Genomic DNA, 12457 nt, shown 5'->3' with positions numbered 1-12457 from the left:
TGAGAGAAATATATGATTAGCGTATTTGATATGTTTAAAGTGGGAATCGGGCCTTCCAGTTCCCATACTGTTGGGCCGATGAAAGCCGGCAAACAATTTGTGGATGATCTGATCGAGCGAGGTCAGTTTGAACAGGTTGCCGAAATTCATGTAGATGTATACGGTTCGCTTTCTATGACAGGGAGAGGACATAATACGGATATCGCCATCATTATGGGATTAGCAGGGTATTTGCCTCATAACGTGGATATTGATCTGATTCCGGGTTTTATCGAAAAAGTGAAGGAAACCGCAGAACTGGCTATTGATCAAGGTAGAAAAACGGTGAAATTTAATTTTGAAAACAATCTTATTTTCCACCGCACTTTTTTGAAGTTACATGAAAATGGTATGACCGTCACCGCATTAGATGTAAACCGCACGGAGCTTTATCGCCAAACTTATTATTCTATCGGTGGTGGCTTTATTGTTGATGAAGCACATTTTGGGGAAGAGGAAAAGCTTAACATTGAAGTGCCTTATCCTTATAAAAATGCGGAAGATATTTTGCACCATTGTAGTGAAAACGGGCTAATGCTTTCCACCGTAATGCTTGAAAATGAGATTGCTCTGCATGGTAAAGAAGCGGTTAAGGCTCATTTAGAGAACGTGTGGAAAACGATGCAAGATTGTATCGATCATGGTTTGCACACAGAAGGAATTTTACCGGGACCTTTGCGTGTATCACGTCGTGCCGCTTCTTTGTATCGAATGTTGCAAGCCAATACGAATTTGTCAAATGATCCGATGAAAGTGATTGATTGGGTGAATATGTACGCACTTGCCGTCAATGAAGAAAATGCAGCCGGTGGGCGTGTCGTTACCGCGCCGACTAACGGGGCGTGTGGTATTATTCCTGCCGTGCTTTCTTATTACGACAAATTTATTTCTCCTTTAACACAGGAAATCGTTGAACGGTATTTGTTGGCGGCAGGTATGATTGGATCGCTTTATAAAATGAATGCCTCTATTTCCGGTGCGGAAGTTGGTTGTCAGGGAGAGGTCGGTGTAGCCTGTTCAATGGCAGCGGCAGGGTTGGCGGAAATTCTCGGTGGTAACCCAATGCAAGTGTGTATCGCTGCCGAAATTGCGATGGAACATAATCTTGGATTAACCTGTGATCCTGTAGGCGGACAAGTGCAAGTGCCTTGTATTGAGCGTAATGCCATTGCTTCGGTAAAAGCCATTAATGCTTCACGTATGGCATTGCGCCGAACCACTAACCCTCGTGTTACTCTCGACAAAGTTATTGAAACCATGTATGAAACCGGCAAAGATATGAATGCGAAATATCGTGAAACCTCGCAAGGCGGTTTGGCGGTGAAAGTGGTTTGTTCTTAATAATAGTAATAATAGGCGTCATAATTGGCGTCCTAATTCTCTTCTCACATTAAAATTATTTTGCTTTTTAATGCTGTTCCTGCAATTGTTCGTCCGTGCCAATAGATTTGCTGCGGTGAGACATCGTGAACTTCTTTTAATTTTTTCACCATTATGTCGTTGTTGCCCACCATTGAAACTCCTTTTTTGAATTGATGGGCAAAATTTATCCGCTCTACAAAATCGTTATTTAACAATATTTGTGCAACTGCTACATAATAATGAATTTTTTGACCGCACTTTTTCTTATCAAAATTTCTTTCTTCACCGGATTGAATGCAATTGAATACTTTGCTAGAATATTTGCATATTTATGCAACACAGTAAGGAGCAAGCATGGCGTTTAATCTTAAAAATAGACATTTACTCAGTTTAGTCAATCATACCGAACGTGAAATTCGTTTTTTATTGGATCTTGCTAGAGATTTGAAAAGAGCAAAATATGCAGGAACAGAACAGCCTCGTCTGACCGGTAAAAACATTGCCCTTATTTTTGAGAAAACGTCAACCCGTACCCGATGTGCTTTTGAAGTTGCCGCTTATGATCAAGGTGCACATGTTACCTATATTGATCCGGTTTCTTCCCAAATCGGGCATAAAGAATCGATGAAAGATACCGCGCGTGTTCTTGGCAGAATGTATGATGCCATTGAATACCGCGGTTTTAAACAATCTATCGTCAATGAACTGGCACAATATGCAGGTGTACCGGTATTTAACGGTTTAACCGACGAATTTCACCCAACCCAGATGCTGGCTGATGTGCTCACAATGATTGAAAATTGTGAAAAACCGTTAAGTCAAATCAGCTACGTGTATATTGGTGATGCACGTAACAATATGGGGAATTCGTTATTGTTAATCGGTGCAAAATTGGGAATGGACGTGCGTATTTGCGCACCGAAGGCACTGTTACCGGAAGATTCATTGGTGAAAATGTGTCAAGCGTTTGCTGAACAATCCGGTGCACGTCTCACTGTTACGGAAGATATTGACACGGCAGTAAAAGGTGTTGATTTTGTTCATACGGATGTATGGGTATCAATGGGAGAACCTTTAGAAACGTGGGCGGATCGTATTGAGTTGTTAATGCCTTATCAAGTAACATCGGAATTGATGAAACGTACCGGTAACCCAAAAGTGAAGTTTATGCACTGCTTACCGGCGTTTCACAACACCGAGACGAAAGTGGGTAAAGAAATTGCTGAAAAATATCCGCAACTCGCCAATGGTATTGAGGTAACGGAAGAGGTGTTTGAATCACCTGCCAATGTTGCATTCGAACAAGCCGAAAATAGAATGCATACGATTAAGGCTGTGATGGTCGCAAGTCTTGCATAGGTAGTTAAGGATAGCATCGCCAATATTGCGGTGCTATTTTTTTGTCGGAAATAAGAGGAACGAAAATGAGAATTGTGGTAGCTCTTGGCGGAAACGCCTTGTTAAAAAGAGGAGAGCCAATGACGGCTCAAAACCAATCTGCAAATATTCGTATTGCAGCGGAACAGTTGGCAAAGATTAAGCAGGAGAATGAATTAGTCATTTCACACGGAAACGGACCGCAAGTGGGGTTATTGGCATTACAACACGCGGCTTATTATGTGCAAGATCCTAATATCGAGCCTTATCCTTTAGATGTGTTGGTTTCACAAACAGTTGGAATGATAGGTTACATGTTGCAACAAGAACTCACTAATTTAGTGCCGAAAACGCCGACCATCACCGTATTAAACCAAGTGATTGTTGATCCTAGTGATCCTGCATTTGAAAAACCAAGTAAACCGATCGGTCAGGTTTATGCTAAAGAAGAAGCGGAAAAACTGGCTGCCGAAAAAGGTTGGACGGTTATGCAAGACGGGCAATATTATCGCCGTGCCGTATCAAGCCCGTTACCAAAAGGCGTAACAGGGATTGATTCGGTGAAAGCCTTATTAATGAACGGCAATATTGTAGTTTGTGGCGGCGGCGGTGGCATTCCTAGCTATTACAACGCTCAAGGTGAATTGCAAGGCGTTGAGGCTGTGGTAGATAAAGATTTATGCACTGCGGTGATTTCTCAAGAATTGGAGGCGGATTTGTTTATTATTGCAACAGACGTACCGGCAGCCTGTGTAAACTTCAACAAACCGGATCAAAAACGAATTGCAAAAGCGAATCCGGCGGCGTTAGAAGCCCTAGCCTGCGAATTTGCTCCGGGTTCAATGGCTCCGAAAGTGAAAGCGGTTATCAATTTTGTGAACGCCACCGGTAAAGATGCCGTTATCGGCTCATTAAACGATATTGAACGTATCGTAAAAGGTGAAGCCGGCACGCGTGTTACCCGTTCTATTGAAGGTGTTGAATTTTACTAGATGATAAAATGGGGATAAAAACATCCCCATTTTTAACCGCACTTTTTTATTGATTTCCTTTCACATCAATAATTACTATTTCGGATTGTGAGCCTAAGCGCATTGGGATTCCCCAAAATCCGTAGCCGGAAGTTACCATAAAATACGGATTGCCGATTTTTTCCAAACCGTAATCAATTCGATAAGTTAAGGCGGTAATAAAATTAGCAGGAAAAATTTGCCCTTTATGGGTATGCCCTGAAACTTGCAAATCAAAAGGCAATGACGAATGAATTTCGACTTCTGACGGACGATGATCCAATACGATAATCGGTAAATTCAAATCAGCCTGTTTTAATAATTCCGCCGTAGTCGGACGGGATTTATCCAAATCATCATTTCGACCGATTAGAACAAGCTCATTATTGATGGTAGCGATTTGATCTTTGAGAACAAAAATTCCCGCTCTGTGAATTTCTTCTGTGATTTCATTTTGATAGCCAAAGAAATCGTGGTTTCCCAGTGTTGCGTAAACACCGAGAGGCGCACGCAATTTTTCTAAGTGAGGGCGCATATTTTCCGCTAAATAGGCATTGACGTTATCATCCATAATATCGCCGGGGAGTAAAATCAGATCGACTTTTTGTTCATTCATAATTTGTGCAAGTTTATCCAGCTCTTTTCCACCAAAGAATTTACCCAAATGCAGATCACTTGCCACGCCGATGCGTAGGGATTTCATCGGCTTATTAAAAGTAATATCGTAATGCGTTACCTTCGGTGTGTAGGCGTTATAAACGCTTAAGCCAATTAACCCCGATAATAAAAAAGGATAGGCGAGGCGTAAAGTGCGGTCAATTTGGGCAATGAATTTGGTTCTTCTAAAGAAAAAATGGATAGTTGCAATTCCAAAACTTATAAAAGCGGAAAATAGCAATAAAGCTAAAACAAAGGCGATTACACGTGCCGTTGCGAAAAGTTGTAACGCTTGAACCAACCAAAGGAGATTAGGGATACCAAAGGTGAGTAATGCTAAGTATTTTTTGTTGCGTGAAGATATTTTTTCTGCGAATAACCAATACAAAGTGCGGTTAAAAATAAAGATGAATAATTGCAAGCCGATAATCACGGAGGCGAAGATGATGTAGTAGCGTGTTTCCATAAAATAAGTCGTTTTGCGGTTTTGTTCAAAAGGGCGAATAATAAATTTCTCTGTTTCCAAAGGCAAATTTTTTCGCTAGAATGCACCCGATTTTTTGACTTGATAAGGATAATATTATGTTTGGAAAAGGCGGTTTGGGCGGCTTGATGAAACAAGCGCAACAAATGCAAGAAAAAATGCAAAAAATGCAGGAAGAAATCGCACAACTTGAAGTAACCGGTGAATCGGGAGCGGGGTTGGTAAAAGTTACGATTAATGGGGCGCACAACTGTCGCCGTATCGACATTGATCCCTCTTTAATGGAAGACGATAAAGAAATGTTGGAAGATTTAATTGCCGCTGCATTTAATGATGCCGTACGCCGTGCTGAAGAATTACAAAAGGAAAAAATGGCATCAGTAACCGCCGGTATGCCGTTGCCTCCCGGAATGAAGTTTCCGTTTTAATTTATAGGATGTGTGAGTGGTAGCATTCACACACTGTTCATTTCATATTTTCCCCATCGTTTTCATTATGCAAAGCAGTCCACTTTTAGAACATCTTATTGAAAATCTCCGTTGTTTACCGGGTGTAGGTCCGAAATCAGCGCAGCGTATGGCATATCATCTTCTGCAACGCAATCGTAGCGGCGGAATGAATTTGGCACGTGCACTTACGGAAGCGATGTCTAAAATAGGACATTGCTCACAATGTCGCGATTTTACTGAGGAAGAGGTTTGTAATATTTGCAACAATCCACGCCGTCAAAATTCCGGTTTGCTTTGTGTGGTGGAAATGCCGGCAGATATTCAAGCTATTGAACAAACCGGTCAATTTTCCGGACGTTATTTTGTCTTGATGGGGCATTTATCGCCGCTTGATGGTATTGGACCTCGTGAAATCGGCCTTGATTTATTGCAAAAACGTTTGGTTGAAGAATCTTTTCACGAGGTCATTCTTGCCACCAATCCCACTGTGGAAGGTGATGCAACGGCAAATTATATTGCGGAAATTTGTCGCCTGCACAATATCAAAGTAAGCCGTATTGCACACGGCATTCCTGTGGGGGGGGAACTTGAAACGGTGGACGGTACGACATTGACCCATTCTTTCCTTGGACGTCGTCAGCTCGACTAATTTTTTCTTAGTATTCCTATGCGCTTATTTATCGCGGAAAAACCAAGCTTGGCTCGCGCCATTGCCGATGTATTGCCAAAACCCCATCTGCGTGGTGAGGGATTTATCAAATGCGGCGATAAAGATGTCGTTACTTGGTGTGTGGGGCATTTGCTCGAACAAGCCGAACCGGATGCTTACGATCCTAAATTTAAACAATGGCGCTTGGAACATTTACCGATAATTCCTGAAAAATGGCAGCTTTTGCCACGAAAAGAAGTAAAAAAACAACTTTTCGTGGTGGAAAAACTAATTCATCAAGCCGATGAATTAGTGAATGCCGGCGACCCGGATCGCGAAGGGCAATTGCTGGTGGATGAAGTGTTTAGCTATGTGAATTTGAGTGCGGAAAAACGGGATCAAATTCAACGTTGTCTCATTAGTGATCTCAACCCGAGTGCGGTGGAAAAAGCCGTTAAAAAATTACAACCGAATCGTCATTTTATTCCTCTTGCCACTTCTGCACTAGCACGTGCGCGTGCCGATTGGCTTTACGGCATCAATATGACCAGAGCCTATACTATTCGAGGGCGACAAGCAGGCTATGACGGCGTACTTTCTGTGGGGCGGGTGCAAACGCCGGTGTTGGGACTCATTGTACGTCGTGATTTGGATATTGAACATTTTCAACCAAAAGATTTTTTTGAAGTCTTGGCGTGGATTAATCCTGAACATCAAACCGAAAAAACAAATGAAAAACCGACCGCACTTTTTAGTGCATTATGGCAGCCAAGTAAGGCTTGCGAAGATTATCAAGACGATGATGGAAGAATCCTCTCCAAAGGTTTGGCAGAAAATGTCGTAAAACGCATCACGGGGCAGCCGGCGGAAGTGACGGATTACAAAGACGTTCGTGAGAAAGAGACTGCGCCTTTGCCCTATTCATTATCTGCTTTACAAATTGATGCGGCGAAGCGTTTTGGCATGTCGGCACAAGCCGTACTGGATACTTGCCAACGTTTATACGAAACGCACCGTTTGATCACCTATCCTCGATCGGATTGTCGCTATTTGCCGGAAGAACACTTTGCCGAACGCCATAATGTATTAAATGCTATTTCCGTACATTGCGAGGCTTATCAAACCTTACCGAATGTGGTGAATGTCAATCAACGGAATCGCAGTTGGAATGATAAAAAAGTAGAAGCGCATCACGCAATTATTCCGACAGCTAAAAATCGAGCCGTGGATTTAACCAATGATGAGCGCAATATTTATGGCTTAATCGCACGTCAATATTTAATGCAGTTTTGTCCTGAGGCGGAATATCGTAAAAGTAAAATTACACTGAAGATCGCTGGCGGAACTTTTATCGCACAAGCGCGCAATTTGCAGACGGCAGGTTGGAAAGCTTTGTTAGGGAAAGAAGATGACACGGAGAACCAAGAACCGCTTTTGCCGATCGTAAAGAAAGGACAAATTCTTCATTGCGAACGTGGGGAAGTGGTGAGTAAAAAAACACAACCGCCGAAACCTTTTACCGATGCGACATTGCTTTCCGCTATGACGGGAATTGCCCGTTTTGTGCAAGATAAAGAATTGAAAAAAATTCTGCGTGAAACTGATGGGCTTGGGACGGAAGCTACTCGTGCCGGTATTATCGAATTGCTTTTTAAACGTGGCTTTCTCACTAAAAAAGGACGTAATATCCATAGTACGGAAACCGGGCGAATTTTGATTCAAGCATTGCCTGAAATTGCTACTCAACCCGATATGACCGCACATTGGGAGGCTCAGCTCACAGACATTAGCCAAAAAAAGACAACTTACCAACAGTTTATGTACGGATTGAATCAAATGCTACCGGATTTGGTACGTTTTGTTGATTTCAAGGCACTACGTCAATTAAGCCAAGTGAACCGAGCTTCAAAAACAACAACGAAACCACGTAAAAGTGCGGTCAAAAAAACAAAAGAATTCTCGCCTAAAAGTGCAGTTGATTAAAGTTGATACAGTTGAATAACAAATAAGAAAAAAAACTTGCGGAAATGGTGAAAAACTTATAATATCCGTCCCCAGTTTTCTTGCGTGATTCGCAATTTAGAGTAGAAAAAATGTATCAAATTCTTTTATTTATTTACGTTGTTGTTGCGATTGCCTTAATCGGATTCATTCTCGTTCAGCAAGGTAAAGGTGCGAATGCCGGTGCATCTTTTGGCGGTGGCGCATCAGGCACAATGTTCGGCTCAGCCGGTGCAGGTAATTTTTTAACCCGCACAAGCGCAATTTTAGCGACGATTTTTTTTGTTATCGCACTTGTATTAGGTAATATGAATTCTCATCGTAATAACGTTGAAAAAGGTGCGTTTGATGATTTATCTCAAGCGGCGGAAGAAATCCAGCAACAACAGGTTGCCCCTGTAGCAGATAACAAAAATAGCGATATCCCGCAATAGTAAGATAATTAATGAATTAACGCTCTGGTGGTGGAATTGGTAGACACGCTATCTTGAGGGGGTAGTGACCGAAGGTCGTGCGAGTTCAAGTCTCGCCCAGAGCACCAAATAACAGAACCCGATGTTTACGCATTGGGTTTTTCTTTTCAAAAAAATAGTTTCATTCTCAATAAATTATATACTTATAAAATAAATTTTTTATTTAAAAAAAGTTACTGAAATAATTTTTTGTAAATTGTATTTGGAGATCAGTTGTTTTGACTTGCTCATTCTTCTGTATAATCAAATTTACGTCAAATGTTTTCCAAAGATAGGGGACACTCCGGTTTATGATTTAGGTCGGCAAGATAAGCTATTATTGGCGACATTGATTTTCAATAGTGAAGAACAGATAAAAAAGACTATTACCGATAATTATATTGGAAATAGTCTTTTTACTTTTTATAGGACGGTTAAAATTTTAGGTTTCTTTCTGTCTTTAATTTATTTATCGGATTTACCTAAATTGTCAAAGAATTTCTTCACGCCATCTAAAAAGCCGGAAGATTTTGGGCTATGCTTGTTTAACCCTTTTTCTTGTAGACTTTCTTCAAGTTTTTTCAGTAATTCTTTTTGTTCCGAATTTAAATTCACCGGTGTTTCTACTACAATGCGACAAATTAAGTCGCCGGCATAACCGCTGCGTGCGGAATGAACGCCTTTACCACGCATACGGAATAATTTTCCGGTTTGTGTTTCGGCAGGGATTTTGAGTTTTACTCTACCGTCTAAGGTCGGTACTTCGATTTCGCCACCTAATGCAGCGGTTGCAAAGCTAATCGGCACTTCACAGTAAAGATTATTCCCGTCACGTTCAAAAATATGGTGATCTTTTACATGAATAACGACATATAAATCACCTGCCGGCGCGCCATTTTCACCAGCAGCCCCTTTACCGGCCAAACGAAGCTGATTACCGGTATCTACACCGGCAGGGATTTTGACAGAAAGGCTTTCTTTCTTATGAACCCGTCCTTCACCATGGCAGCTATGACAAGGTTTTTCAATTTTTTTGCCGGAACCTTGACAAGTTGGACACACTGTTTCAGAAACAAAGAAACCTTGTTGACGGCGAACTCTACCGGCTCCATGACAAGTCGGGCAGGTTTCTACTTTAGAACCTTTTTCTGCACCTGTACCGTCACAGCTATCGCAATGGGCAAGGGTGTTAATTTGGATATCTTTGGTTGTGCCTTTTACCGCCTCTTCTAAAGTGATTTCAATGTCATAACGTAAATCTTCGCCACGAACGACACGTTGGCGTGAACGACCGCCACCTCCGAAAATATCACCGAAGATATCACCGAACATATCACCGAAATCTGCGCCGCCAAATCCGCCACCGAACCCTCCACCGCCAAAGCCACCTTGTTCAAAGGCGGCATGACCGTATTGATCGTAAGCTGCTCGTTTTTCTTTATCGCTTAGGACTTCATAGGCTTCCTGAATTTCTTTAAATTTTTCTTCTTTCTCTTTATCACCTTGGGTGCGATCCGGGTGATATTTCATCGCGAGCTTTTTATAAGCACGTTTGATTTCTTTTTCGTCCGCACCTTTTGAGAGACAGAGAAGTTCATAGTAATCTTGTTTTGCCATAACTAATTCTTATCATCTATAAATTTTATTTTGAATACTTTTACTGCAAGTTTTATTGCATATTTCGGAATGATAAATGCAGACGGTAGAGCGACTAGAAAAGCAGTTGCCCAATTATGCAACCAAGTCTCTATAAAACCGTCGAAAAAGCCTTTCATTATCCACATCATTACAAAAGACATAAAACCAGACATAGATAATACGGCAAAAGGAGTAAGAACACACTTCTCCCACTTTTTATTGATTAAAATCATCATTTTTCCTTATATACGCTAAAAGGGCGTTACCGCCCTTTAGCTAAAAGTGCGGTTAAAAATGACCGCACTTTTTAGAAAGATTATTTATCTTTCACTTCTTCAAACTCTGCATCAACAACATCATCATTCGGTTTGTTGTTGCTTTGAGTTTGTTCTCCTTGTGGTTGTGCCGTTTGAAGGAGTTTTTGTGCTGCTTCTGCAAGGGCTTGGATTTTCGTTTCGATTACCGCTTTATCTTCGCCTTTTGCAGCCGTTTCTAAATCGCTTAATGCACTTTCGATAGCACTGCGATCTGCCGCAGGCACTTTATCACCGGCTTCTTCTAGTTGTTTACGAGTGCTGTGTACCAAGTGATCCGCTTGGTTACGAGCTTGGACTAATTCTTCAAATTTACGATCCGCTTCAGCATTCGCTTCTGCATCACGTACCATTTGTTGAATTTCATCATCGCTTAAACCGGAAGAAGCTTTGATGGTGATTTGTTGCTCTTTGCCTGTACCTTTATCTTTCGCAGATACGTGGATAATACCGTCCGCATCAATATCAAAGGTAACTTCAATTTGCGGCATACCGCGTGGAGCTGGGTTAATACCTTCAAGATTGAATTGACCCAAAGATTTGTTAGCGGATGCTTGTTTACGCTCACCTTGTAACACGTGAATAGTTACGGCACTTTGGTTATCTTCCGCGGTTGAGAACACTTGCGATTTTTTGGTCGGAATCGTGGTGTTTTTCTCAATTAAGGTGGTCATCACACCGCCCATGGTTTCGATACCAAGTGATAATGGCGTTACGTCTAACAATAATACGTCTTTTACATCACCGGCTAATACACCGCCTTGTACCGCAGCACCGATAGCGACCGCTTCATCAGGGTTTACATCTTTACGAGGTGCTTTGCCGAAGAATTTTTCTACTTCTTGTTGTACAAGAGGCATACGGGTTTGACCGCCCACTAAGATGACATCATCAATTTCGGACGGGCTTAAACCTGCATCTTTTAATGCGATGCGAACCGGCTCAAGTGATTTCGCTACTAAATCTTCAACTAACGATTCTAATTTTGCACGGGTTAATTTGATATTTAAGTGTTTAGGCCCTGTTGCATCGGCGGTGATGTAAGGAAGATTCACATCGGTTTGTTGTGAAGAAGAAAGCTCGATTTTCGCTTTTTCCGCTGCTTCTTTTAAGCGTTGCATTGCTAACGGATCGTTACGTAAATCTACGCCTTGCTCTTTTTTGAACTCATCTACTAAGTAATTGATTACGCGGGTATCGAAGTCTTCACCACCTAAGTGGGTATCACCATTGGTTGCTAATACTTCAAAGGTTTTTTCTCCGCCCACTTCATCAATTTCGATAATAGATAAGTCGAACGTACCGCCCCCTAAGTCATATACAGCGATAGTTTTATTGCCTTGACCTTTATCCAAGCCGTAAGCCAATGCGGCAGCGGTCGGTTCGTTGATGATACGTTTTACCTCTAAGCCTGCGATACGACCGGCATCTTTAGTTGCCTGACGTTGCGCATCATTGAAGTACGCCGGCACGGTGATGACAGCTTCGGTAACCGGTTCACCTAAGAAATCTTCTGCGGTTTTCTTCATTTTTTTCAACACTTCGGCAGAAATTTGAGGTGGGGCAAGTTTGTCGCCTTTTACGTTTACCCAGGCATCACCATTGTCTGCACGTGCGATTTCAAACGGCATAATGTCGATATCACGTTTTACTTCTTCATCTTCAAAACGACGACCGATTAAACGTTTAATCGCAAATAATGTATTTTTCGGATTGGTTACCGCTTGGCGTTTTGCCGGTTGACCGACTAAAGTTTCGTTATCGTTTGTATAAGCAATAATTGATGGAGTTGTGCGATCACCTTCCGCATTTTCAATAACGCGAGGTTTATCACCGTCCATTACCGCTACACAAGAGTTGGTTGTACCTAAGTCAATACCAATAATTTTTCCCATTTTGTTACTCCTAAGTAAAATTTTAAAAATCAGTGTAATTCGCTACGAACTGTAAGATGTGGATATTCTTTTGCATTTCAAGAGAAAGTTTTAAAAAATTTTATTTTCTTTCTTTAAAGTGCGGTCATTT

Annotated in this window: 12 protein-coding genes and 1 tRNA gene; 8 read left to right on the top strand and 5 right to left on the bottom strand. The window is 41.6% G+C overall.

Annotated features, from left to right (window positions below; translation table 11 throughout):
* The first annotated feature begins 12 nt into the window (after positions 1-12).
* The gene (locus HEMROJRC1_RS02420; RefSeq protein WP_226691459.1) at positions 13-1380 is read left to right on the top strand and encodes an L-serine ammonia-lyase; all 1368 of its coding nucleotides are present in this window, start codon (positions 13-15) and stop codon (positions 1378-1380) included.
* Between the two features lie 44 nt (positions 1381-1424).
* Here the strand turns inward: HEMROJRC1_RS02420 and HEMROJRC1_RS10875 are convergent, their stop codons facing one another.
* Positions 1425-1553: a hypothetical protein gene (locus tag HEMROJRC1_RS10875; RefSeq protein WP_255618251.1), complete on the bottom strand. Its 129-nt coding sequence runs from the start codon at positions 1551-1553 to the stop codon at positions 1425-1427.
* A gap of 202 nt (positions 1554-1755) precedes the next feature.
* On the opposite strand from HEMROJRC1_RS10875, the gene HEMROJRC1_RS02415 reads away from it, so the two are divergent.
* Positions 1756-2760: an ornithine carbamoyltransferase gene (locus HEMROJRC1_RS02415; protein WP_226691458.1), complete on the top strand. Its 1005-nt coding sequence runs from the start codon at positions 1756-1758 to the stop codon at positions 2758-2760.
* A gap of 65 nt (positions 2761-2825) precedes the next feature.
* On the top strand, positions 2826-3770 hold the full coding sequence (gene arcC / locus HEMROJRC1_RS02410; RefSeq protein WP_226691457.1) for a carbamate kinase: 945 nt from the start codon (positions 2826-2828) through the stop codon (positions 3768-3770).
* 46 nt (positions 3771-3816) lie between these two features.
* Here the strand turns inward: arcC and HEMROJRC1_RS02405 are convergent, their stop codons facing one another.
* Positions 3817-4911, bottom strand: coding sequence for a metallophosphoesterase (locus tag HEMROJRC1_RS02405; RefSeq protein WP_226692912.1), 1095 nt, complete (start codon positions 4909-4911; stop codon positions 3817-3819).
* 116 nt (positions 4912-5027) lie between these two features.
* Between HEMROJRC1_RS02405 and HEMROJRC1_RS02400 the strand changes: the two genes are divergently transcribed.
* The 5 genes from HEMROJRC1_RS02400 (at position 5028) to HEMROJRC1_RS02380 (ending at position 8569) form a co-directional block, all read left to right on the top strand.
* Complete coding sequence (locus HEMROJRC1_RS02400) at positions 5028-5357, top strand: YbaB/EbfC family nucleoid-associated protein (RefSeq protein WP_226691456.1); 330 nt, start codon at positions 5028-5030, stop codon at positions 5355-5357.
* Positions 5358-5424: 67 nt separating this feature from the next.
* Positions 5425-6027: a recombination mediator RecR gene (gene recR / locus HEMROJRC1_RS02395; protein ID WP_226691455.1), complete on the top strand. Its 603-nt coding sequence runs from the start codon at positions 5425-5427 to the stop codon at positions 6025-6027.
* 18 nt (positions 6028-6045) lie between these two features.
* A complete protein-coding gene (locus tag HEMROJRC1_RS02390) occupies positions 6046-8010 on the top strand; it encodes a DNA topoisomerase III (RefSeq protein WP_226691454.1) in 1965 nt (654 codons plus the stop codon).
* 110 nt (positions 8011-8120) lie between these two features.
* The gene (gene secG / locus HEMROJRC1_RS02385; protein WP_226691453.1) at positions 8121-8462 is read left to right on the top strand and encodes a preprotein translocase subunit SecG; all 342 of its coding nucleotides are present in this window, start codon (positions 8121-8123) and stop codon (positions 8460-8462) included.
* Between the two features lie 21 nt (positions 8463-8483).
* Positions 8484-8569: transfer RNA gene (locus tag HEMROJRC1_RS02380), tRNA-Leu, on the top strand.
* Positions 8570-8945: 376 nt separating this feature from the next.
* On the opposite strand, the gene dnaJ is transcribed toward HEMROJRC1_RS02380, so the two are convergent.
* The 3 genes from dnaJ to dnaK form a co-directional block, all read right to left on the bottom strand.
* Positions 8946-10097 (bottom strand): molecular chaperone DnaJ, encoded by a 1152-nt coding sequence (dnaJ, locus tag HEMROJRC1_RS02375; RefSeq protein ID WP_226691452.1) that lies wholly within the window; start codon positions 10095-10097, stop codon positions 8946-8948.
* A gap of 2 nt (positions 10098-10099) precedes the next feature.
* A complete protein-coding gene (locus HEMROJRC1_RS02370) occupies positions 10100-10354 on the bottom strand; it encodes a DUF2798 domain-containing protein (protein ID WP_226691451.1) in 255 nt (84 codons plus the stop codon).
* Between the two features lie 80 nt (positions 10355-10434).
* Positions 10435-12327 carry a molecular chaperone DnaK gene (gene dnaK, locus HEMROJRC1_RS02365; protein WP_226691450.1) on the bottom strand — a complete coding sequence of 631 codons (1893 nt, stop codon included), beginning with the start codon at positions 12325-12327 and terminating at the stop codon, positions 10435-10437.
* Positions 12328-12457: the final 130 nt, after the last annotated feature.

Source organism: Rodentibacter sp. JRC1, assembly GCF_020521555.1.
Classification (GTDB): Bacteria; Pseudomonadota; Gammaproteobacteria; order Enterobacterales; family Pasteurellaceae; genus Rodentibacter; species Rodentibacter abscessus.
This window is presented reverse-complemented; position numbering and strand designations above follow the sequence as displayed.

Excerpts from the sequence above, each read along its gene's own strand:
- HEMROJRC1_RS02420 (WP_226691459.1), top strand. The coding sequence starts at position 13 with ATGATTAGCGTATTTGATATGTTTAAAGTGGGAATCGGGCCTTCCAGT.
- HEMROJRC1_RS10875 (WP_255618251.1), bottom strand. The coding sequence starts at position 1,553 with ATGGTGGGCAACAACGACATAATGGTGAAAAAATTAAAAGAAGTTCAC.
- HEMROJRC1_RS02415 (WP_226691458.1), top strand. The coding sequence starts at position 1,756 with ATGGCGTTTAATCTTAAAAATAGACATTTACTCAGTTTAGTCAATCAT.
- arcC (WP_226691457.1), top strand. The coding sequence starts at position 2,826 with ATGAGAATTGTGGTAGCTCTTGGCGGAAACGCCTTGTTAAAAAGAGGA.
- HEMROJRC1_RS02405 (WP_226692912.1), bottom strand. The coding sequence starts at position 4,911 with ATGGAAACACGCTACTACATCATCTTCGCCTCCGTGATTATCGGCTTG.
- HEMROJRC1_RS02400 (WP_226691456.1), top strand. The coding sequence starts at position 5,028 with ATGTTTGGAAAAGGCGGTTTGGGCGGCTTGATGAAACAAGCGCAACAA.
- recR (WP_226691455.1), top strand. The coding sequence starts at position 5,425 with ATGCAAAGCAGTCCACTTTTAGAACATCTTATTGAAAATCTCCGTTGT.
- HEMROJRC1_RS02390 (WP_226691454.1), top strand. The coding sequence starts at position 6,046 with ATGCGCTTATTTATCGCGGAAAAACCAAGCTTGGCTCGCGCCATTGCC.
- secG (WP_226691453.1), top strand. The coding sequence starts at position 8,121 with ATGTATCAAATTCTTTTATTTATTTACGTTGTTGTTGCGATTGCCTTA.
- dnaJ (WP_226691452.1), bottom strand. The coding sequence starts at position 10,097 with ATGGCAAAACAAGATTACTATGAACTTCTCTGTCTCTCAAAAGGTGCG.
- HEMROJRC1_RS02370 (WP_226691451.1), bottom strand. The coding sequence starts at position 10,354 with ATGATGATTTTAATCAATAAAAAGTGGGAGAAGTGTGTTCTTACTCCT.
- dnaK (WP_226691450.1), bottom strand. The coding sequence starts at position 12,327 with ATGGGAAAAATTATTGGTATTGACTTAGGTACAACCAACTCTTGTGTA.